At 44.2% G+C, this 23,650-nt stretch carries 13 protein-coding genes and 1 tRNA gene; 8 read left to right on the top strand and 6 right to left on the bottom strand.

The genetic code is table 11. The features are described 5' to 3' along the window. The first annotated feature begins 441 nt into the window (after nt 1-441). A complete protein-coding gene (locus GM612_RS11720) occupies nt 442-7,359 on the top strand; it encodes a mucin-binding protein (protein WP_155432545.1) in 6,918 nt (2,305 codons plus the stop codon). 294 nt (nt 7,360-7,653) lie between these two features. On the opposite strand, the gene GM612_RS11715 is transcribed toward GM612_RS11720, so the two are convergent. Then, the gene (locus tag GM612_RS11715; protein ID WP_155432544.1) at nt 7,654-8,124 is read right to left on the bottom strand and encodes a C40 family peptidase; all 471 of its coding nucleotides are present in this window, start codon (nt 8,122-8,124) and stop codon (nt 7,654-7,656) included. Nucleotides 8,125-8,472: 348 nt separating this feature from the next. Next, a complete protein-coding gene (locus GM612_RS11710) occupies nt 8,473-9,360 on the bottom strand; it encodes a linear amide C-N hydrolase (protein WP_155432543.1) in 888 nt (295 codons plus the stop codon). A 165-nt stretch (nt 9,361-9,525) separates the two neighbouring features. Between GM612_RS11710 and GM612_RS11705 the strand changes: the two genes are divergently transcribed. Beyond that, the gene (locus GM612_RS11705; protein WP_155432542.1) at nt 9,526-10,167 is read left to right on the top strand and encodes an LVIS_2131 family protein; all 642 of its coding nucleotides are present in this window, start codon (nt 9,526-9,528) and stop codon (nt 10,165-10,167) included. A 358-nt stretch (nt 10,168-10,525) separates the two neighbouring features. On the opposite strand, the gene GM612_RS11700 is transcribed toward GM612_RS11705, so the two are convergent. After that, nucleotides 10,526-11,080, bottom strand: coding sequence for a M15 family metallopeptidase (locus GM612_RS11700; protein ID WP_155432541.1), 555 nt, complete (start codon nt 11,078-11,080; stop codon nt 10,526-10,528). Nucleotides 11,081-11,357: 277 nt separating this feature from the next. On the opposite strand from GM612_RS11700, the gene GM612_RS11695 reads away from it, so the two are divergent. Together GM612_RS11695 and GM612_RS11690 are read left to right on the top strand one after the other, a co-directional pair. Further along, a complete protein-coding gene (locus tag GM612_RS11695; protein WP_425500349.1) occupies nt 11,358-12,884 on the top strand; it encodes a YfcC family protein in 1,527 nt (508 codons plus the stop codon). Nucleotides 12,885-13,140: 256 nt separating this feature from the next. After that, the gene (locus GM612_RS11690) at nt 13,141-14,475 is read left to right on the top strand and encodes a M20 family metallopeptidase (protein ID WP_155432539.1); all 1,335 of its coding nucleotides are present in this window, start codon (nt 13,141-13,143) and stop codon (nt 14,473-14,475) included. A 167-nt stretch (nt 14,476-14,642) separates the two neighbouring features. On the opposite strand, the gene GM612_RS11685 is transcribed toward GM612_RS11690, so the two are convergent. The 3 genes from GM612_RS11685 to thrC all read right to left on the bottom strand — a co-directional run bounded on the left by GM612_RS11685 (nt 14,643) and on the right by thrC (nt 17,490). Then, nucleotides 14,643-15,284, bottom strand: a complete 642-nt coding sequence (locus GM612_RS11685) for an NAD(P)H-hydrate epimerase (RefSeq protein ID WP_155432538.1) — start codon at nt 15,282-15,284, stop codon at nt 14,643-14,645. Nucleotides 15,285-15,559: 275 nt separating this feature from the next. Beyond that, the gene (locus GM612_RS12535) at nt 15,560-15,919 is read right to left on the bottom strand and encodes a MarR family transcriptional regulator (protein WP_155432537.1); all 360 of its coding nucleotides are present in this window, start codon (nt 15,917-15,919) and stop codon (nt 15,560-15,562) included. Between the two features lie 74 nt (nt 15,920-15,993). Then, nucleotides 15,994-17,490 (bottom strand): threonine synthase, encoded by a 1,497-nt coding sequence (gene thrC, locus GM612_RS11675; RefSeq protein ID WP_155432536.1) that lies wholly within the window; start codon nt 17,488-17,490, stop codon nt 15,994-15,996. A 694-nt stretch (nt 17,491-18,184) separates the two neighbouring features. On the opposite strand from thrC, the gene GM612_RS11670 reads away from it, so the two are divergent. The 4 genes from GM612_RS11670 to GM612_RS11655 form a co-directional block, all read left to right on the top strand. Beyond that, nucleotides 18,185-18,514 (top strand): hypothetical protein, encoded by a 330-nt coding sequence (locus tag GM612_RS11670; protein ID WP_155432535.1) that lies wholly within the window; start codon nt 18,185-18,187, stop codon nt 18,512-18,514. 43 nt (nt 18,515-18,557) lie between these two features. Continuing rightward, nucleotides 18,558-18,629: transfer RNA gene (locus GM612_RS11665), tRNA-Arg, on the top strand. A 276-nt stretch (nt 18,630-18,905) separates the two neighbouring features. After that, nucleotides 18,906-19,937 (top strand): lipoate--protein ligase, encoded by a 1,032-nt coding sequence (lplA, locus tag GM612_RS11660; protein WP_155432534.1) that lies wholly within the window; start codon nt 18,906-18,908, stop codon nt 19,935-19,937. Nucleotides 19,938-21,063: 1,126 nt separating this feature from the next. After that, nucleotides 21,064-23,650: KxYKxGKxW signal peptide domain-containing protein (locus tag GM612_RS11655; protein WP_173021279.1), on the top strand; the 2,587-nt coding region annotated here is incomplete at its 3' end.

Below are 23,650 nucleotides of genomic sequence, written 5' to 3'. Positions count from 1 at the left end.
TTTGGGAAGTGCCATAGTTAGCCGTTTGTATTTTAGATAGGCAAATTACCTATTTTGTTGATTCCATTTTTAAGATGGCGGTAGTTTTCGGCAATTGTGGGGTATCTGTTGCATTGAGTTTTGGCATGCGGTGTTAAATTAGCTCTTGAATTCGGCCTGTTCCGGTAATTTCTACCTCGAATTGTGCTTAATGACTAGACTGAAGCTGGAATTTAATAGTTGTTCTATCAGTTATAATATCATCTTTCAAATTAGTGTTAGGTAAAACATTTTTGAACGAGATAATAGGAAGTTTTTTTGAAAATCATTTTATTCATAAGGCGAAACTGATAGAATGGGGGTGTTTGGCAGACCACCCAATACCATGGGAAGAGCTGGATTTAACTAAATAGTGAGCGATAAAGATTTTCTTGTAGTTAGAACTGGGGGATTCGATTTCTAATGAACAAACATATAATTAATAAAAAGCGTAGGAAACTACTAAGGGATAGTGCTCAGATAAACGAGCATTTTAAAATGTACAAAGTTGGACGCGTCTGGCTCTTTGCCGGCTTGTTAGCACTTTCATTTGGAATTGGCTTTGGCAGCCATCAAAGGATTTACGCTGACACAACCAGTACTTCAGCAGACAGTTCGATCAATTTAACAAATCAACAGTCAACTGTGACTGCTAAAACAGTTGCGCTTCAAAATGCCAATCATTCTAGTGCCAACGTTAGTGATACTTCAGCCAGTGATACGTCCAGTCAGGTAGCATCCATTAATGAACCAACGACTCAAGCTGGTTCGTCTAAAGAAGTCTCAAAAAGCGATGATACTAGCAGTACGACTGCAAATAGTACAGCGGATGTTACGGCAGATAAAACCACAGCACCAGACAGCCAGTCCTCATTAGCAGCGAGTGGAATTGCAGTTTCTGGAAATAATACTAAGCTTTCAGATTCTAGAGCGACCTCATCTGCTACCACTCAAACTAATTCGTCATCAAATAATCAAACTCTCGATACTGCGAGTCAAACGACCAATTTAGGCGATGTTGATCGTCAAGATACGATTGATCAGGTCAAAGCTAAAGCAGCTCAGGCCTATCAAAGTACCGGGATCCCACAAGTTATTACGGCTAAGGCTGATGAAACGCAATCAGAACAAAGTGCCACAGTTAGCGTGAGTGATGCCACTAAGATCTATGATGGCAAAAGTGACAACCCAACCAATTATTCTGTCACTCTTTCAGATAATTTAACTGCACCTACGGGTTGGTATTTAACGAGCACCGCCAACCAGTATCTCGTCAGTTCGGATTCAGGGGATCTAGATTTTAGCCAGGTCAGTCAAAATGTGGGTACCTATAACATTACGCTTAGCGCCACCGGTCTCCAAAGATTAAATGCGGTAGCAGCCAATCAGGCCAGAAATTTAACGGTCAGTGCAACGGATATTACCGCGGGTAAGCTGACGATCACAAAAGCGCCAATCATTACCGGTTCAGTTACTATTGCTGGTGGCTCGAAGCCCTATGATAACGATTCTAGTACGGACCCAACCTCGTATACAGTGACCTTGACAAACGGCATTGTTGCGCCTGCAGATTGGACCGTCAATAGTGACGGTACTTATACGCTTCCAGCTTCTTCCAGCGATTTAGATGTTCAAATTACTAGTCAGGAGCCAGGAAGCTATACGGTCAGCTTAACCACTGCTGGTTTACAAAAGTTGTCCGATGCGAATTCAAATTACGAGGTGACAGCTGACAAGATTAAAGATGGTATCTTCACAATTGAAAATAACAATCAATTGAGTATTGGTGCCGACTTGGTAGCAGTGAATGGTAATCATCCAAGTTCTTTAACAGTTTCAATATCGCGGAATGATAAGGTTCCTTCCGACTGGACGATCAACTACAATAATACGGGTCAAGACAGCATTGTTTACAATGTGCCATTGTCATACTTTGACACTTGTAAGGTAGATTATTCAACTGCGGGGACTTACGCGGTGACCTTATCTGATGCCAGTTTAACTACACTCAACAGCCTGAACAGTGCTGCAAATCAGATTAGCCAAAATAATGTTCAAACGGGTCAGATATTTGTTGACTCGGTGGCTGCTTCTGCACCACAATTTTCTCCTTCAAATTTTGGTGGTTTCGTGTCCAATGGCAACAATGCCGTGTTTACGGACGGGTCTGTGGCTCAACTGGATCTGAAACTTCTCGATGGAAGTAAGGCGACTTTTAATAATTTCACGGAGTATGTCATTGTCCCTAGTGGGCTGGCAATTGCTGATTCATCATCTCTGAATAGCACAACGACTACGACCTATGAAAAAGCAGCAGATCCGGCCGCTAGTCTCCAAAGTCAGATTAAGGCGCAATTAGATAGTAATGGTGTGACCTATTCGGACTTTTCTGTTACTCAACTGAATAATTATAACGGACGTCAGGCGTTTGAATTAAAGTGGGGGAGTGTCAACACCAGTCAACAGAATGACTACCACGTTGCCGTGATCGTGGATTCAAGTGTTAAAGATGTCTCTACAGTCAATTATGGTGATCGGAAAACCCAAAATGATGCCGCTATCCTGTACGTCACGGATTCTTATAACGAAACACAAGGTGCTTATTCAGTTTATATAAGTGGTTATTATCCCAACATTCAGCCCGTAGCAACGGCTCTTGGTGTAACTGATGCGGTTACACTCAGTGATTCTTATGACAATTCGAATTGGGCCGGTAGTTTTACCATCGTGCATTTGCCAGTTGTTGATACGTATGATTTAACGGATGGCCAAGGAAATAGCATTGCCGACCCAGTGACTGTGCAAGGCCAAACGGGCGATAGCTATGATGCTTTGTCAGCTTTACCGTCAAAAGTGACAGCAAGTGACGGTACGCAGTATGTTTTTGATCCAAGTAGCGTTCAGGCCACCCAAGTCTTCAAAGCAGGTACCCAGAGTACCCCGGTTACTACCACACAAACTACTGGAGTTGGGACGACCTATACGGTTAACTATAAAAAAGTTATTGATACTAGTAATAAAGCTAATCAGATTAAAATTGAAAATCAAACTCAAGTTTGGAATGGTACGAAACCAAATGCTTATACTGTGACTGTGCCAGAGGATTATTCTGTTCCAAGTACATGGTCTAAGAATGCTGATGGTACCTACTCGGTTCTCGCCTCATCTGCTGATTTAGATGTCTCGACAGTCAAAGCGGTGGTAGGCTCTTACACTGTAAAGTTATCGGCGCAGGGTCTAAGCGACTTGGCAAGTGCTAACCCTAACGATTTATTTGATGATCAAATTGCCAGCACTGCTACTTTGACCATTAATCCGTTAAGTATACCGGTGAATATTATGGATACTTCCGGGGCGGCTATTGTTCCTCAACAAACTGTTCGTTTAGGTGATGACACCACGGAAAACGGTGTTAATGTTTCAGTCGACGGCTATCCAACGAGTCAGATTGCAGAAGTTATTATTAATTACGATACGAATAGTGCTGAAAATAAATACGGCATTCAATCGGAAACCTTAGTTGCAAATAAGGCTAACAATACGGTTACTGAAACTGTAAATTTTGCAAATGGTGAGCAACCATTTTCAGATACTGAAAGTGTTGGAGATCAAGCAGCCGGGGATTATATTGCTTCAGAATTCACTTCTGGCAATGGCTCATCGATTATAAGCTTTGGCAGTGCTCCACAGATTACTCAAGCTCAAGCTAATCTTTTTGCTGATTATGCATCTATTGATGTGATTTATAATCAGCAAGCATCAGCAACGGTTACTTATATTGATGATGACAATAATGGTCTTGAAGTGCCTAAAACGAGTGACACTATTGGCGGTTTTGTAGGGGATAGTGAAACCTACACCGTCAAAGTACCTACTGGATATGTACTGGTTTCACCGGGAAAGACAGTTACCACAACGCTTACCTCAGATGATAGTGATAATATTGTCATTCATGTGAAACATGACCATACGACGACCTTGCCAGCCGACTTCAGTGGTCAGACTACGCGGACGATCACTTACACGGGTGCTGGAACAAAGGATCCGGCAACTGTCACGCAAACAATCGATTGGACGACGGATACGGATGAGGTCACTGGGGTGACGACCTATACGCCAAAGCCCAACGCGCAATATGCGAGCGTTGATAGTCCAACAATTACGGGCTACAGTGTTGATCAGTCGACAGTCGCCGCTAGCACGCCAACAGTTTCAACCACGAAGCCAACAGATAAATCCGTCACGGTAACGTATTCAGCGTTAGACGCTAGTCTAACGGTGACTTACGTAGATACTGATGATGCCGACAAGACCGTGACGACTGATACGGTCACCGGGAAGACCGATGGGACCGGCAACTATACAGTCACAGTTCCGGCAAAGTATGAATTAGCAGCTGATCAAGCTAGCTCGATTCCCTATACGTTCACAGCAGGTCAAAATAACAACATCACTGTGAAACTCGTGCACCAGCATACAGCAGACTTTCCGAAAGGGTTCACCGGGACGACCACGCGGACAATCACCTACACGGGCGCTGGGTCAAAGGATCCGGCGACTGTCGCACAGACGGTCGACTGGACGACGGATACGGATGACGTCACTGGTGTGACGACCTATACGCCAAAGACCGCGCAATATGCGAGCGTTGATAATCCAACAATTACGGGCTACAGTGTCGATCAAGCAACAGTTGCGGCCAGCACGCCAACAGTAACGACCACTAAGCCGACAGATGCAACCGTCACGGTTACGTATACCGCGTTAGACGCTAGTCTAACGGTGACCTACGTAGATACTGATGATGCTAACAAGACCGTAACGACTGATACAGTCAATGGGAAGACCGATGGGACCGGCAACTATACAGTCACAGTTCCGGTAAAGTATGAATTAGCAGCTGATCAAGCTAGCTCGATTCCCTATACGTTCACAGCAGGTCAAAATAACAACATCACTGTAAAACTCGTGCACCAGCATACAACGACCTTGCCAGCCGACTTCAGTGGTCAGACTACGCGGACGATCACTTACACGGGTGCTGGAACAAAGAATCCGGCAACTGTCACGCAAACAATCGATTGGACGACGGATACGGATGACGTCACTGGGGTGACGACATATACGCCAAAGCCCAACGCGCAATATGCGAGCGTTGATAGTCCAACAATTACGGGCTACAGTGTCGATCAAGCAACAGTTGCGGCCAGCACGCCAACAGTAACGACCACTAAGCCGACAGATGCAACCGTCACGGTTACGTATACTGCGTTAGACGCTAGTCTAACGGTGACCTACGTCGATACTGATGATGCTAACAAGACCGTGACAACTGATACGGTCAATGGGAAGACCGATGAGACCGGTAGTTATACAGTCACAGTTCCTAATGACTATGAATTAGCAGCTAGTCAAGCTAGCTCGATTCCCTATACGTTCACAGCAGGTCAAAATAACAACATCACTGTGAAACTCGTGCACCAGCATACAGCAGACTTTCCGAAAGGGTTCACCGGGACGACCACGCGGACAATCACCTACACGGGCGCTGGAACAAAGGATCCGGAAACTGTCACGCAAACAATCGATTGGACGACGGATACGGATGACGTCACTGGTGTGACGACCTATACGCCAAAGACCGCGCAATATGCGAGCGTTGATAGTCCAACAATTACGGGCTACAGTGTTGATCAGTCGACAGTCGCCGCTAGCACGCCAACAGTTTCAACCACGAAGCCAACAGATGAAACAGTTACGGTAACGTATACCGCGTTAGACGCTAGTCTAACGGTGACCTACGTAGATACTGATGAGTCTAACAAGACCGTGACAACTGATACGGTCAATGGGAAGACCGATGAGACCGGTAGTTATACAGTTACAGTTCCTAAAGACTATGAATTAGCAGCTAGTCAAGCTAATTCGATTCCCTATACGTTCACAGCAGGTCAAAATAACAACATCACTGTGAAACTCGTGCACCAGCATACAACGACCTTGCCAGCCGACTTCAGTGGTCAGACTACGCGGACGATCACTTACACGGGCGCTGGATCAAAGGATCCGGCAACTGTCACGCAAACGATCGATTGGACGACGGATACGGATGAGGTCACTGGTGTAACAACGTACACACCTATTGGAAATACCGCTACAGTAGTAACACCTGTAGTTGCTGGATACACGCCTAATATTACAGTAGTGCCGACTGAAACGATCACGACTGCACAGCCGAATGACGATGACCAAGTTGACGTTATTTATGCTGCTGACCCACAAAGTGTCTTGATTAACTACGTTGATGTTGATCCATCGAACACCTCCGGACTAGCACCGGTTGTGTATACTGACATCTTAAGCGGTTCGACCGATAGTACTGGGTATTATGTCGTTTCAGTTCCGGCAAATTATGAACTGGCACCGGGTCAAACGGCATCGGGTATCACTTATACTTTCAAAGCAAGTGATAACGAGCCATTGACTATCCAAGTGGTTCATGAACAACGGGAACTACCGGATGTGGTAGTAACGACCACTGATACAGTCCACTATACAGATGAAGCGGCCAATACAATTGCTCCTGACAACGAGATTAATGTCAGCTGGCAAGGGTATGTGGATTTGGTTAATGGCGAGACTATTTACAAGGCTTCGCCGACAACTTGGTCCACCCCAAATCCTAAAGTTGCTGGCTACATTACACCGGCGATGCCAACCTTTACAAACGATGTAATACCAGGCACTGATCCGGAAAATCAAGTGGTGACGATGACCTACGCAACTGCGCCAAACCAAGGTAATTCAGGTAAAACGACCGAACCAGCAACCAATGGTGGGACATTCAAACGCATTGCAAAGGGTAAAGCTATTTACGCTATTCAGACAATTGGGTTATACAAGACACCTAATTTCTCAAAGAAGACTCGCATCAAAGTCTATTCAAAAGATAAGCGGATCAAGAGACCTGAATTTGTTGTGATTGGTTATAGTCGTAGTAAGACGGGTGTGCTCCGTTATTACGTTCAACAGTATGATCCGTATACTGGTAAATACATCAAGGGCACTAAGGGTTATATCACCGCTAATCCAAAGTTTGTCAAATTAGCTTATTATCAAAGTCTAGGCAAGACAAAACGAATCAAGGTCATCAACCCTCGTGGCGTTAAGGCCTATGCAACAAAAGAATTGAAGGGCTATAAGAAGTATTACAAGAAGGGCACCACACTGAAGGTCGTTCGTGTCGTTAGACATAAATACACGACGCGTTATCAGCTTGCTGATGGCACCTACATCACTGCAAATAAGAAGTTCGTGATTATGAGTAATTACGCCCGTTAGTCACTCTTCAAGATGGTGGTTATGTTTAGAAATGCAAGAGGATACCCTAGCTCTCAAAAAAACGTGTTGGCATGAATCAAAACACAAAGGCTACATTTTCTGGTATTGATGGTAATCATCGATGCCAGTTTTTTAGTCTATAAATTGTTATTTTGGTCATAGAGACAAACTGATCAGACGACAGAAAAATAGCATATCAAGCAATCCATGGTTGGATTCTTGATATGCTGCTTTTAAAAGATATTAGTTGTAGCGCATTTAAATACTTCTAGGACAATTAAATTAAGGGTGGAATTATGATAAGTCAGTTACGCGGGCCGTACCAACATGATGCCACCAAGGTGCCTTAACTGATTCAACGATCACGCCACGATTTTGAGCATCAATCATTTTGCCGCCGCCAATGTAGAGACCGACGTGGCTGATGCTGTGCTTGCTACCGCCGAAGAAGACCAAATCACCCTTCTTTGCGTGAGCGTACTTAACCTTCTTAAATTTGTTGTACTGTGCTTGGGCTGTACGGGGAATCTTCTTAGAGATTCCCTTCTTGTAAACGTATGAAGTTAAGCCTGAGCAGTCAAATGATGAAGGACCAGTTGCTCCCCAGCTGTAACGCTTGCCTAACTGCTTCTTAGCAACATTGTAAACCTTTGAGTAAGATTTTTCAGCTGCACTCGCCTTTGTTGGTTGAGTCATATTAGTGGCAATTGTAAACCCTAGAACTGCAACTGCTGTTAACGCGATTCGAACAAACCATTTTTTCATAATTTTAAAATTTTCCCCTTTAATTAATTGTCTCATTTTTTATTTACGTCATTTCTTAATCAATCGAACGAGATACAGTGTATCAATCGCAGGTTACAGTAGTGTGTCAACGAATTTTCGATTCGATTAACGAAATCTTCAAAAGTGTAATTTTATAATTAATTAACGGGTAGGCTGGCTTTCTGAATCGCGGTATAGCACGGATAGCATGGAATGTTGCAAGTATGTGACAAGCGGGGAAATACAGGGGTTAAGACCATCAAAGTAATAAAAAATCTGCGAAATTCACTTGAATTCGCAGATTTAATATCATATTCACTGTCTTTTAACGCTTTTTTAGCTTTACTTTTACAGGTCGATAACCTTTTTTGGGGTATTATCAATAGGTATCTGTGTATAGCGCAAATTAGTCATATCGATGACGCTAATGTAGTGCGTAAAATTATGATTTTTGGCTTGAACCTTATCAGCCGTTTTAGGGATGACAACTTCTTGCAAGATGGCAACGGCTTGCTGTGTTGCCTTTGTTGCCGTTTCAGCAGTTGGCTGTCCCCAGCGATTGATGGCGGTCCGAATGAAGCGGTTAGTTGGAATGGGACCTTCCGGTAACGGCTTTTGCGAAGCTAAATAGTTAGTGGCAGCTGCCGGCAAGCGTTTTGCGTCCGTCTCGAGAAACTTGTCAAGTCGTTCAATATGATTACTTAACTCGGGTGTATTCGTCAAGACTTTAACCGGGTCATCAGTCAGTGTTAACGTCAGACTCATCGGTTCCAGAACCGCCGTCTGTCCGGTTGAATCAGCGAGTAGCCAGTGGAATGGGTAGATCTTATTTTCCGCGTACCAGACTTTGCCAACCATCGCGATTTGATCGAGGTCGGCAGCCACGTCTGCAATCGTGGCATGGTTGCTGAGCACCCAAAGAATGAAGTCCTGCGGTGTTAAATTGATTTTACCGGGCTGAGGATCGTCGTAGTAGTGAGTACGGTTTGGAAAATACAGTTCGGCACAGCTTAAACCGGCACTGTTAAGTCCGTCACCAAACAGGTAGTGCCCATCAAGGTGTCGCGCGGAGCCAACGATTCGATAGTGAGTCAATCGTTGCTTATCTAAAATGGGCCGCCACTGGGTGCCTGGTTCTATCACGGTTGGTTGCCAGGGGTCGACGTTTGGAAAGTCCATGGTGCGGGCTAGTATTTTGGCGCCGTCTGAGGCTGCTAGTGTCAAGCTGGTACACATTCTTAGTCACCTTCCCAATATGTTGTATACTATTATTATAGGTCAGCGAAACAATTCTGCCTAAGGACTTGTTTTTAGTGGGACATTTAGATAATCTAGAGGTATGAAACGTGACGAAACCGCTCAACCAATGCGTTATCATCACATTAGATTGGAGAATTGACGATGAAATCAGCATGGAATTTAGTTGGTATGGGGCTATGGCTTCTACTATTAATATACTTGATTTGGATGGTGCACGACATGCGAGTGCGCCGGCTAAAGTTATTGGTGACCGAAAAGCGCTCATGGTCAGGGCGTAATCTGATCCAATCGACCATTGAGCTGATTATTTTCCTGCTAGCATTGTGGGGCATGGGCTATACAACATTGTTCCAGGATGTCAGCAAGCTGAATACGTCACGGGTAACAGTGGCATACGAGTATAAACCGCTGGTGCTGGACACAAATTCGGCGGGGAATTCCGCGTATGTTAACGTCAGAACTGGTAATGGCCGTAAACCCGTTCAGTATTATACCTACTATACGGCAGGTGAAAAATACACGGTGCCGGGCGATAGCGCCACAGTATCCGGTGGCAGCCATCCCATTAATGTGGTCGCGGCATCCTATAAATGGAATCAAAAAAAGGTCAATGAAATGGAAAAACAACACCAAAAAGCTTGGGTTGGGGTTGTGGAGACAACCTATAAGAAGAACTTCATGAACGGCATTGGCCTTCATGCAGGTCGATTGGCAAACCGCTTCACCCTGATCAGAGTTCCCGACCACTCCTTTGTTAGAACGGAAAATGGGGGAGAACAATAGGGTGTTGAGAAACGCGGATGAGAATGGTGTCACACATTATTCATTACCATTAAGCGGTCAATTTAGGCCCAAAGTCACGTCAGTCATTACTCTGGTCACTGATTCTCTAAGAAGCAAGTAACGCAATGATATTTAAAAAACAATAAAAAAGCACCGCCCTTCAAGCTAAGGACGGTGTTTTTTGAGTTATAACTCATTTCCAATCTTGCGGATCGGAAGTAATCACCAGGGTCAAGCCTGGTCGCATTGCTGCGGAGCCACGTACTTGATTTATCTGTAGTTTGGAGGTGGCAATTACCATATAATAGTATAATCAGTTTTCAATAGAATGTTTAACATATAGCTCAAAATGCGGCAATTATTTAGCGTAGTCATTTGGGTCAGCAGCTAGCGGTCCGTAGGCATCCATGTCGCTGTCTCGATAGTCCCACCATTCGTTTTCGTAGCCCACAAAACCAGCATCGGTCATGGCTTTGAGTAGAATTTGATAGTTACGTTCCTGGATGTCAGTGCGGGGATAATTGCGAACGGCTTTGCCGGTAAAATCATCAAAGCCAGACTGCATTTCAACGTTATTGCCTGCCATATCAGTCAGGGTCAAGTCAAAGGTGACACCTTTTTGATGGGAGAAATTGGGGTTCGGCTGGGCAACCCAAGTTGGGTCGGAAACCACGGCAAATAATTTTGCCTGCGACGCCACCGGTCGATAGGCGTCCCATATTCTAAGTCGATAGCCCTGCTGCTTTAACGATTGGGCTGCTTTGGCGAGCTTTTTGACGGTCCCGGTACGAGCGATGGCAGTGGTAAAGTCGTAAATGACCTCCCCAGTAAAGTTATCGGTAGTGGCATATTTCAAGTCTACAATGATGTCTGGGTCAGCGTCCTGCACGTTCATGAATCCATCTTCAACCATTGGTATACCTCCATGAGTTGTCTTTTTCAGAGATTATAGCATATTATGGGAAGAACTTGATATGGTCAAATGCAGTTTGAGGTAGAACCAATTGACTGGTCAAGAAAGTGAATGAAGTTTTAGTACATAACTAGATATCCGTATCAGCCTAAATCACATAAGTAAATAATAATGCTCAGTATTCGTCAATAATTTATGAAATTTCAAGAAATGGTCATAATTTAGTTACTTATCTCCGCTAAACTTAAAAGTGTAAAAAAAGAATAGTAGTAAGGAGATGAGAACCATGCAAGCACCTAAAGTAGAAGCAAAAAAGAGACGGTTTAAGATGCCGTCAGCGTTTACGATCTTGTTCATTATCATTGGTTTAGTTGCAATTCTCACCTGGATAATACCTGCAGGAGCTTATAATACTGATAAGGCAGGTAACATCATTGCACATACTTATAAGGCAGTGACGGCTAACCCGCAAGGGATTTGGGACATCTTTATGGCTCCCGTTTACGGTATGATTGGTAACGATCATACCGAAGGCGCAATTTCAATCTCGCTATTTATTCTCGTCATTGGTGGTTTCTTGGGCGTTGTTAACAAGACGAAAGCTCTGGATGATGGGATCGGGGCGGTGGTTCGTAAATATAAAGGCAAGGAAAAACGCCTGATTCCAATCCTAATGATCCTGTTTGCTTTGGGCGGTTCAACTTACGGAATGGCTGAAGAAACCATTGCCTTTTATCCGCTGTTGATTCCCGTAATGATCGGGGTCGGTTTTGATTCTCTGACAGCGGTAGCCATCGTTTTAGTTGGTTCGCAAATCGGCTGTTTAGCGTCGACTGTGAACCCGTTTGCAACTGGTGTAGCGAGTCAGACCCTTGATCTATCAATGGGGCAGGGGCTCTTCCCACGGCTGATACTATTGGTGATTACTTTAGTGATTGGTATCTGGTATGTTTACCGTTACGCCTCCAAAGTGGAAAAGGATCCAAGCAAGTCCGCGGTTTACGCCCAGCGACAAGAGGACCTAGACCGCTTCTGCAACACAGATTCTGACGAACCAGGTACCATGACAGGTCGCCAAAAAGGGGTTCTGTGGCTCTTCGGAATTACTTTTGGCTTGATGATCATTGGGTTGATTCCATGGAGTACGATCAATGAAAACTGGACGTTCTTTGAAAGTGCAACTAAATGGCTGGCAGGGATTCCAGTTCTTGGCAATATTTTAGGCAGTGACATGGTACCAATGGGCGACTGGTACTTCTCAGAAATTACCATGCTGTTCTTGCTCATGGCAGTAGTGATCATGTTCGTTTACAAGATGAAAGAATCCGAATTCATCAACGCCTTTATTGGTGGCATGGCTGAGTTCCTAAGCGTGGCCATCATTGTGGCGGTTGCGCGTGGGATTCAAGTGGTGATGAACGACGGTTTAATTACCGACACTGTGCTGCACTGGGGTGAAATGGGACTGAAGGGGCTCTCCGAAAGTGTCTTCATCATCATCACCTACATTTTCTACATCCCAATGTCGTTCCTGATTCCATCCACTTCTGGTCTGGCTTCGGCAACCATGGGAATCATTGGACCGATGGGTAAGTTTGCTGGCGTTGATGGGAGCGTAGTCATTACTGCCTACCAGGCTGCTTCTGGCTGGGTAAACCTGATCACACCAACGTCCGGCGTTGTGATGGGTGCCTTAGCAATCGCTCACATCAACATCAGCGTTTGGTGGAAATGGATCGCCAAATTAATGGTACTCCTGTTTATTGTCTCGGCGGTATTTCTAGGCGTTCTGGCGATATTGTAGATAGCTTGATCAAATGGGAAACCTTTGCTTAACGGTGATTGTTTCCTATTTGATTAGTCGGGAGTCGATGAACGCGAACTTCGCGATAGTTTAAAATACTGTTGCAGTGATTTCAACGGAAATTTAAATTTTTATCAGATCAAAAGACCGACTCTTTGCAATAAGTTTCAGAGCGGCCAACACATGATCAGTAAGAGAAAAGGGAAAATAATTAACGGCAAGCGGCTTATTTTAGCCAATAAAGGAGGCCACCCCTATGAAAACCTACGTGACAACAGAACACCAGCAGGCTGCAGTTGAAGCACTCAAACGGTTAGTTCAGCATCCATCCAGCAGTGCAGAACCAGCTCAAGGCGCGCCGTTTGGCCAGCCAATTCGAGCTGCTCTGGATGAAATGATGCAGCTCTGTGAGGCATTGGGCTTTAAGACCTATACGGATCCGGATGGCAATTACGGCTATGCCGAAGTCGGTGAGGGCGACAGCATTTTTGGCATTCTCGGACACGTGGACGTTGTGCCGGCGGGTGACCCAGCGGACTGGGTGAACGACCCGTTCAAAGCCGTGGTTAAAGACGGTATCATTTACGGTCGGGGCGTTCAAGACGACAAGGGGCCTTCGATTGCAGCCCTATACGCTGTTAAAGCATTAATGGATGCTGGCGTGAAGTTCGAGGAACGCGTCCGTTTCATCTTCGGCACCGATGAAGAGACGCTTTGGCGAGGAATTGCGGTCTACCAGCAAAAAGAAGAACCAATCACTCACGGTATTGCGCCAGATTCTGAGTTTCCGGTGACCTACGCTGAAAAGGGACTGCAACAGGCGTACTTCGTCGGTCCAGGCACCACGGCATTTACCCTTCAAATGCAACATGCTTTCAACGCTGTCCCTGCTAAGGCCGAATACCACGGCCTAAAATTGGATGAAGTGATGACTGCGTTAGACCAATTTGGTTTCAACTACGAGGCTGAAAGCGAAGGCATCACCGTAACTGGTAAATCAGTTCATGCGATGCTGGCACCAGAGGGTACTAACGCTGTGGTTCGTTTGGCAATGGCGCTGGATAAAGTTTTTCCAGACGGGCCGTTGGGACTGATTGGCCGCTGCATCCAAGAAGATGCGACTGGGACGAATTTACTAGGTAAGATTGCTGATGAAGCTTCCGGGCAACTGACAATGAATATTTCTAACATTGAAGTTAGTGAAAAAGAAACGCGAATGCAGGTCGATATGCGAGTGCCGGTGACTATTGACCACAACGATCTCATTACCCGCTTGATTCAGCAGATTGCTAAGTTTGGTTATCACTACGAAGATTTTGATTATCTGGCACCATTATACGTACCCAAAGATAGTGAATTAGTGAAGACTCTGATGAGCGTTTATCAAAGGGTGACCGGCGATGATACGGCGCCGCAGGTTTCTGGCGGTGCCACGTACGCTCGAACGATGAATCAGTGCGTGGCATTCGGTGCAATGCTGCCGGGGGTTCCGGACTACATGCACCAAGTTAACGAGCAGTGGGCCTTAGACAAGATGTTCACCGCGATGACGATTTATGCCGAAGCAATTGCGGAAATTGCTGGCGAGTAAATTATTTAAAAATGGGAGTATGAAAAAACTCGTTTAGATCACAGCCTTGTAGCAATTCCAAAAGTGAGTTTCAACCGTTTTGCGAACCCACTTTTGAGATTGTTATACGCTGTGATTTAAACGAGTTTTATGACACTCTCTTAATATTTACCTATAGATTATTAAACCTAACCTTCAAAACGGTCGTTCAGATAAACGCCGATGTCTTCAACGTACAGCTGACCAGTGTACTGTTTTCCTTGGGAAGTTTCAAAGCCCTCTTTAGCGTAGGCAAACGTACTGGTTGATTTTGCTTTGATGGTCGCTCCCTGCGGTTCACCGGTGTCGGCATTTAGACCGGATGGAACATCCACACTGAATACTTCAGCAGCCGCGTCGTTAATCGCATCGACCCAGTCAGCAAATTTACCTTCGACGGGCCGGTCAAGTCCGACACCGAAGATGGCATCCACAATTGTCGTGTATTTTGCCAAATCCGTACTTGCCGGAATTACCGGGATCTGATAGTAATGAATCATTTTCAACTGCTGAGCCGTTTCTGTCGACGTACGGTCTTCAGAACCAGTCAGCATCACTGTTACGTCCACGTCACGCACATGCAGCATCCGTGCGATGGCTAATCCGTCACCACCGTTGTTACCGGTGCCGGCAAATACCAGTACGTGACTCAAATTGAAACTGCCATTTAATAGCCGACTGGTGGCGCCCAAAGCAGCTCGTTCCATTAAGACGAGTGAAGGGATGCCAACTTCTTCAATGGTATGTTTATCACCTTGTCGTGCTTCAGCGATGGTTACTGTCCGTGTCATATCAGTCACTCCTTATCTGTTTTTCACTTCTAGATTAGTCGTTTTGTCGCTAAAATACCAGCCTCAAACAGCCACCTTCTCATTCCAAAACAAAAGCTGACAACCGAAAATGATTTGGTATGCCAGCTTTTGTTTAATTTATACACATTCTAGATTGGATCAACCCGGTCGTTTTCTAACGGTGTATGGTGTCGGTCAGAAAGGACAACCTTTGAGATATCAAAAAGGTCCTTGCCCAGATGATTGATGTTGATGCCCTTTAGATCTGATTCGAACTATTCCCACCACTTGTTGAATTGTGCCAAGGCGTAATCCAGTAGCTTTTCGCCATCTTCAGTCAAAGTTAACTCTTTGACCCGCCTGTCTCGAACAGCAGCTTCTTTATGAATTAAGCCAAGCGAAGTGAGGTGCTTGACCATTCGTGTCATTAATCCTTCATCAACGGCCAGTGTTGTGGATGCCCGCCGTTGACTGATCGGTTGACTTTCGAGAATCAGCACCATCAGATACATTTCGGTGATGTTTACGGGAAGCTTATCCTTGATCAATAACTGGTTCATATCGCGCTGGAGTTGACGGTGAAGAATCGCATTATAAGTGGAGACGGTTAAATAATCATTCTTCGATTTTGCCACTAACTTTCACCTCGGATCCCAATCTATTTGACAAATAAAGTATAACTGTATTTCGAGAATTTGAATAGCTTAACTTAGTCAATTTTTAGAATATTTTTGATGGCCGCCTGCATTTCATCCGGCTGAACCGTCTCATTGTGACGCACTTTAGCATCAAAAAGCGTTTGAATCGCCTTTGGTAACGGCACTTTGATTGTTGACTGAAGCTGCGTCACGGCGTCTAATCCGTCTACTTGAACGTCTTGACCTTCGATAGCACTCAGGACTGCGTTCGGAAATTTGTAGGGACTGGCAGTGGCAACAATCACCATTGGATGGTCGTCACGGGTATCTTGACGGTACTTGTCGGCAACCGCTTTAGCCACTGCGGTGTGGGGGTCGATGGCAAATTCGGTTTGGTCATACACGTTTGCAATGGCTTGACGGTCATCGTCCGCACTGGCGAAGTCGGCTGAGAAGTTGGCCTGCAGCCGTTCGAGAACGTCCGGCTTCACCTGATAATGACCGGCAGTTTCCAGTTCGTGCATGTAAGCTGCTGTTTGGTCATCGTCTTCGCCAGTTGCATCGAAGACCAGCCGTTCAAGGTTACTGGAGACCAGAATATCCATGGATGGTGACGTGGTGGTGAAAAACGGACGAATCCGGTCGTAGTAGCCGGTCTTGAAGAAATCGGTCAGAACGTTATTTTGATTCGATGCACAGATGAGGCGGTTAACGGGTAAGCCAAGTTTTTTAGCGTAGTAACCGGCTAAGATATCGCCAAAGTTACCGGTTGGGACGGTAAAGTTGATGGGATCACCATTTTGAACTGCATGTTGCTTGACCAACTGACCATAGGCCCAGAAATAGTAGGCAACTTGGGGCACTAAACGGCCAATATTGATCGAGTTAGCGGATGAAAACTGGTAGCCGTGATCAGCAAGCTGTTCCATAAAAGCCTTATCATTGAAGATTTCTTTCACGTTGGTTTGCGCCTGGTCAAAGTTACCGTTGATGGCGACGACGTAGGTATTATCACCAACTTGGGTAATCATCTGCTGTTTTTGAATGGCGCTGACACCCTGACTAGGATAAAAGACGATGATTTTGGTGCCAGGTACGTCGGCAAACCCTGCCATCGCAGCCTTGCCGGTATCACCGGAAGTGGCAGTCAAAATAACGATTTCTTTTTTGAAATGGTTTTTCTTGGCAGCCGTGGTCATGAGATGGGGCAGGATGGAAAGTGCCAGGTCCTTGAATGCAATGGTTGCGCCGTGAAATAGTTCAAGGTAGAAGTCGTCGCCATGGTGGCTGATGGGGGCAATTTGCGGATCGTCAAATTTTTCGTCGTAGGCGGCATCAACGCAAGTCTGGATTTCAGAGTCTGTGAAGTCGGTGAGAAAGGCTTGAAGGACGTGGAAGGCAACTTGTTTGTAGGTCATGTTAGGCAGTTGAGAGAGGTCCAGGTCGAGTTGCGGTGTTGCGGTGGGAACGTAAAGGCCGCCATCGGGGCTAAGACCTTGGAGGATAGCGGCGGAAGCGGTAAGCGCTGAGGATTTGGGGCCGCGGGTACTGCGATATAAAAGTGTCATAGTGTGTGGGGTGCCTCCTTGAGGGCGAATCGAGTTTTTACATTTATAGTTCTAGTTTAACTGATTTTATTAGAAAGGGAAGAGAAAATTATAAAGGTGTGAGGGCAAACGGGAAGGAACGGAGTGTAAGGGGACTCTAAGGGATTGACGCTGGTCTGTGGCGTCAATCCCTTAGAGTCCCCTTACATGCAGTTCCTTGTTTGCCCGAACCCGATTCGGCTAGAGAAAAGTAAAGTACCGAACAGCAAAGTTAGTAAATTGACGCTGGTCTGTGGCGTCAATCCCATGAGTCCCCTTACATGCAGTTCCTTGTTTGCCCGAACCCGATTCGGCTAGAGAAAAGTGGAGCACCGAACAGCAGAGTAGTAAATTGGCGCCGGTTTGTGGCGTCAGTGCCCCAGAGTCCCCTTACATGCAGTGCCTTGTTTGCCCGAACCCGATTCGGCTAGAGGAAAGTAAAGCACCGAACAGCAAAGTTAGTAAATTGGCGCCGGTTTGTGGCGTCAGTGCCCCAGAGTCCCTTACATGCAGTGCCTTGTTTGCCCGAACCCGATTCGGCTAGAGAAAAGCAAGGCACGTTCACTCGGGTTTAGAAAAATCTAAAGACTCTTTAAATCTTGCGTTAATTCTCTTCGAGTTTTGCACCGCAACATGATAAAATAATCTGAAGAACAAGAGAAAAGAGGAATTACTCGTGGAAATTGATGTACCTGAAACTTTGGCAGACGTAAAAAAAGAAGTCGCTAAGCGTCAAGCTAACGGTGATGCTGATGCAACTGAAGAAGATGTCATTAAAGAAACGGTTCTGAAATCCTTTCAAGCTTACTTGGAATTTGCCGAAGAAGGTCACTATGATTCAGCCAAATGGCAGGGTGATAACATCGAGGTAACGGATGTGATGAGAAAGCCGATTGAAACGGTCAAGCCGCAAACGGACTCCTTTATCAATGATTTTAAAGCAAGTAATGACGCGCTCTTTTTGTATTTACAAGAAAAAGCGGGGAAAATCGCCGGAATGCGTTAGAACTTGAAATTCGTCGCCAACACCAGTATCATATTGTTGTTGGGCGCCCTTAGTGTAATGGATAGCACATGAGATTTCGGTCCTCATGATCCGAGTTCGACTCTCGGGGGGCGCAATATAGGTGTTTATTGTTGTGTGTGGTTGAGTAGAATGCTGATATATCGGCATTCTACTTTTTATTTTGGAAATATTTAAGGCGTTTCGAGACTGGAAGTGTGGTTTTTCTACTTAAATTTTGATTGAACGCTTTCGAAATCGAATTGTTTTCCCTTTGAGGTGACCTATAATAACTGTAAGGACTCATTTATAGCGTTATTCAGATTAGATAGTGAGTTCCGGCAACATAGATTGGTTACAGATGATATTTTGAAGGGTTATTGGAGGCTTAAATATGTTTTTTATTGATACAAGTCGAAAGGGAAAGCCGGTTTACGACGCCACGATCAATCAGTCATTGGATAATTACTTAGCCAATGATCTGCACAAAAAGGGTCACGGGTTGATCGTCTACATCAACCAGCCTTCAGTGATTATTGGTGTTAATCAAAATGCTTATGCGGAAGTGGATCTACCATATCTGAAGAAGCACAACATCAGTTTAGTTCGCAGAACGTCAGGTGGCGGTGCTGTCTATCACGATTTTGGCAATATTGTATTTGAAAACATCGTGGTTGGTGACACTTCTGATTTTGGTAACTATGAAGCCATTGCAAACCCAATTCTAGACGCACTTCACGATTTTGGTGCCACGGGTGCGCAGCTTCATGGCCGAAACGACCTCACCATTGATGGTATGAAATTTTCTGGTATGACCATGTTTAAGGTGGGGGATGCGTACGCTGCCGGCGGAACGTTGATGTATGACCTCGACATGGATGCTGCTAATGAAGTGTTGACTCCTGAAAAGGATAAGCTGATCTCAAAGGGTGTTGCTTCGGTCGACAAGCGGGTCACAAACATTAAGCCCTATTTGAAACCTGAATATCAAAAGTGGACGTCAGAGGAATTCAAGACGCATTTGATCTGCCACATATTTGGCGTTAACAGCATGGACGATATTGAAACGTATCACCTCAACGACCATGACTGGGAGATCATTGATCAGCGCTTGCAGGGTAAGTACGATACTGAAGAGTGGAATTTTGGTCAAAATCCCGGCTTCAAGTTCTACCGTTCGAAGCATTTTGACATTGGAACAGTGGCCTTTAATTTTAATGTCAAGGACAACGTGGTCACCGATTTCAAGATCTATGGTGACTTCATTACCGGTGGTGATATTTCAATCATCGAAGAGCATGTCAGTGGGACGAAGTTTGATCAAGCAAGTCTCACTAAAGCGTTTAATGATAGTGATCTGCCTGCTAATATTGGGAGCATTGATGGTGCACAATTAGCAACTTTGATGTTGTCTAAGGATGAATGATCATTAATTCGTCGTTAATTTAAAAGTTCCCTAACTCATACGGCTATCTTTGAATTGAAATTGATTCAAGATATGCATCAGTTAGGGAACTTTTTTGGATTTTTAAAATGCAGTTGCTTCATAGATAGTAAGAGTAATCAATACATAAACAAAGGTTTTTATTTTGCTCTCTGAATGTTGCGATGATTTTATCAAAGGCAGACTTACCTTAAAATATTGAAACAGTAAACTATTAGCTAAAATACCAAAAAATCCTGAATTAAGGAGCAGATATTTCAATCGTGCATGAGGAAAGTCGGGGTTTACGGAAAAGTTCGGTAAAAATCGTCAGTCAGTCACTTTAAAAAAAACTGCGGGTGAAGGCTGAACCATGGAATTTTGGAACTTGAGCAGAGTAAATTTTCATAAGTGTTTTCATAACCTCACAAATTAGTCTGAATTTTGAAATTGCCAGTCTAACAGGCATTGTACATAACTGATCAGAAATAGCCTAATTGTGCAGTAAATTTTCGAAGAAACTATCATTTTCTATACAAGTTAAACAAATTGTCGATAAAATGTGAAAATAAAATCAATACATTTTTTCGATAATGCAATATTTATAAATAATACTGAGTGAAAAAACAAGCTGCTAAAAGTCTTAAAAGGCTGATTTTTCAAGAGTAAATAACTTATAAAACGGTCTCTAATTATTAAATTCATTTTATCTAAAGCTAGATAAAAAAACCTCGTAGTTGCGCATCATCAGGGATGTTCTCATAAAGAATACAGTTTAATAAATATGTAGAATTAGATGATATTGATGTTTAAATGAGCTCTACTTTAATAAAATTCAATCTTTAAAATTTTAGAACATGTTATCAAGATAACTGGCCATTGATTTATAAAAAATAAATTCTATATAACTTACGTCATTAAAATCAGCTTATAAAAGTTGATTATACAATTAGGCAAATTATGGGTTAATTACGGCTTCATACGCTTCCCTTGGCTTACCCATTCTTTTCATACTCTCACTAACGTTGAAAAGAAATTTATATTTATTTTCATTAATTAATTTGTTATTTTCGGTTGATAATTTGTATTATACGAGCTATTATGCTGTATAGAAAAGGGGGAGTTTATTTTGGAGAAAGACTATAGAAAAGTTTCCAAAAATAACGGGTTAATTCGTAAGGAAAAGGAACAGGCAAGTTTCAAGATGTATAAAGCCAAAAAAGTTTGGCTTTTTGCGGGAATGTTTTTACTAACTTCACTGGGCATGGGGACGTCAGTTGCATACGCTGATACGTCGAATACTGGAAATTCGACTGATCAGCCAGCAGTAACTGCGACGGCTAACCCAAATAAGGACACTTCTAATACTAATGGTGCAACTTCAGCAGCACCAAACTCAAATAGCGCTGCTGATACACCAACGACTACTGCCAATCCTGATCAGAATAGTGCAGCTACAGGGCCTTCAAGTGCAGCAGCAGATCCGTCAAGTGTGACACCAAGTTCTTCGGGTGCACCATCAGATAGTAATAATGTAGCCGATGCGGCTTCTAATCAAGCTACGGTCACTAAAGTTACGACTAATACGACAACCACATCAAATGTCAGTGTTAAACCGACAATCACTAATGGTGATACTACAGGTAATACAACTGGTGAAACGGGAACGACGACGCCTCCCGACACTAGTGGCGCTTTGCTCAAAACTTCGATTGGTGGCAAAGCTGGTACTGCCGAAAATAGTGCCACAACAGGTGTTGGTCAGACGGAAAGCAATGATCAAAATGTGGTCGTTAACAACGCCAATAAACAAACAGACCGTCAAGCTGGTGACTACGGTACCACTGGTGTCACTGATGCATCTAATGATAATTTGGACGATTCAGTAACTGTCAATGGTCAAGCAACTAATGCACCTGCAGATGATATTATTAATGATCAAGGAGCCGTGAGTTCAGATTCAAAGAATGCGCAAACTCGTGGCACCATTATCTATGTGAATGGACAAAATACAGCTATTTCAATTTCTGCTGCTGGGAGTAACGAGCACGGTTCAACAGTTGGAATTCCATCTAATTTAACAAATGTCTCTGTTGGAACCTTTGATGTAACTGATGTTTCTAGTGTTGGTATCACCATCCAAGATGAAGCCACCAAAGAACAATTTCAGATCACTGATCCAAAGCTCTCTAGTCAGTATTCAGTGGGTGACAAGATCACTAACATGGCTGTCGTCAATACTAATTTTAACGGTTCAGGCATGCAGTATTTGACGACGCCTGTTACTGAAACGACTCAAGGCGTCAGCTCATTTCTTTCAGGTGGTGGTACAACAGCCTTAAACACGTTGATAGCTGCTGTACAGGCAGCTAAGGCTGCAGTTGATACAGCGGCAGCGTCTCCAATAGGTGGCACAGATGTTTCAACCTTCGATAGTGCTATTCAAACCTATTTGGATGGCCTTAATAGTGCGGTCAAGAGTATTTCTCAAACCAATGATTATGGGTCTAATCTAGCAAAACAAGGAGTTGCAGAAACGACTCTGGAACCTGTGACTATAGCTGATAATGAAGCCACTGTCACTAGTCAGGAATCGGTTGCCGACTCGCTGACTAACATTGTCTCTTCCTATATCGATGGTTGGACAAATGGTATTTCTAATACCTTGGTCAGTGCTATCGGTGCAACTCCAGATGCAAATGGTGAGACCACCATTCAAAAGATTGGCAAATCACTGGGTAACAGTACGTTAGTTTCCACGTTTACTAACCTGCTTTCCAATGCATTAACCTCTGCAGCTGACACAGTTACAAAGGGTATCAGTAGCGCCACTAATGGTATTTCTAGTGCTGTTTCTGGTGTTGCACAATCAGTTATTGATGGCGGTATCGGTGTCAGTCAAACAGTTGCTGTGCCGTTGACGTTCACCGACCCAGATTTATCGTCTAACACGCCAGGTGCATTTACCGGTGAAACTTTCAATACCGCAACAAAACTTTACAACACCTCAACAAGTTCTAACACAACAATCGTTTATCAAAATGTTGATAAGAGTCAGTTAAAGGCTGCTGCGGCAAAGAGCGGGGTTTCTGCAGACCTAGTTAGCGCAGCTCAGAAAGTTCTCGATGATGACAACGCATCACAACAAGATGTTGATAAAGCGCTGTTAGCTATTGAACCGGATGTGGAAACAACTTTTGAAACCACAACAGCGTCACAAGGCACTCAAGTCGTCGGTCACTTGACCTTGAACCCAGTTACTGGGACTACGGTTGGTGAAAAGGCCGAAGACGTTTTAACGGATAATTTAAGTCAAGCAGTTAACAGTGATGTTCCAGGATTGAAGCTGTCAGGTCTGACTGCCAGCGACTTTACTGTCGAGCCAACCGCAACCGGTCATGACAATAAGGGTAATGACACGTACACATATCAATTGAGTGATAATGGTATAAAGGATGTGACTGCTGCTGTTAATGCATTAGTTAACGGCGCAGCTGATACAAGCTATACAATTGCTGATTTGGACAAATTAAGCAGTACGATCAGTGTGCCAGTTACGGCGGTGGACTCCGTCACACCGACGAATGGGAATACTATCTACAATGTCACTGGTAATACGACGCCAGACACGGTTGTTACGGTCACTGATAATGGTAATTCAGATGGTAAACCAGTAGGTACCGCGACCTCAGATGAGAACGGTGACTTCACAGTTT

Source organism: Secundilactobacillus folii (genome assembly GCF_009720675.1).
Lineage (GTDB): Bacteria > Bacillota > Bacilli > Lactobacillales > Lactobacillaceae > Secundilactobacillus > Secundilactobacillus folii.
This window is presented reverse-complemented; position numbering and strand designations above follow the sequence as displayed.

Coding starts and splice junctions, on each gene's coding strand:
- GM612_RS11690 (WP_155432539.1), top strand. CDS start 13,141: ATGAAAACCTACGTGACAACAGAACACCAGCAGGCTGCAGTTGAAGCA.
- GM612_RS11705 (WP_155432542.1), top strand. CDS start 9,526: ATGAAATCAGCATGGAATTTAGTTGGTATGGGGCTATGGCTTCTACTA.
- GM612_RS11720 (WP_155432545.1), top strand. CDS start 442: ATGAACAAACATATAATTAATAAAAAGCGTAGGAAACTACTAAGGGAT.
- GM612_RS11710 (WP_155432543.1), bottom strand. CDS start 9,360: ATGTGTACCAGCTTGACACTAGCAGCCTCAGACGGCGCCAAAATACTA.
- GM612_RS11715 (WP_155432544.1), bottom strand. CDS start 8,124: ATGAAAAAATGGTTTGTTCGAATCGCGTTAACAGCAGTTGCAGTTCTA.
- GM612_RS11700 (WP_155432541.1), bottom strand. CDS start 11,080: ATGGTTGAAGATGGATTCATGAACGTGCAGGACGCTGACCCAGACATC.
- lplA (WP_155432534.1), top strand. CDS start 18,906: ATGTTTTTTATTGATACAAGTCGAAAGGGAAAGCCGGTTTACGACGCC.
- GM612_RS11685 (WP_155432538.1), bottom strand. CDS start 15,284: ATGACACGGACAGTAACCATCGCTGAAGCACGACAAGGTGATAAACAT.
- thrC (WP_155432536.1), bottom strand. CDS start 17,490: ATGACACTTTTATATCGCAGTACCCGCGGCCCCAAATCCTCAGCGCTT.
- GM612_RS11695 (WP_425500349.1), top strand. CDS start 11,358: ATGAGAACCATGCAAGCACCTAAAGTAGAAGCAAAAAAGAGACGGTTT.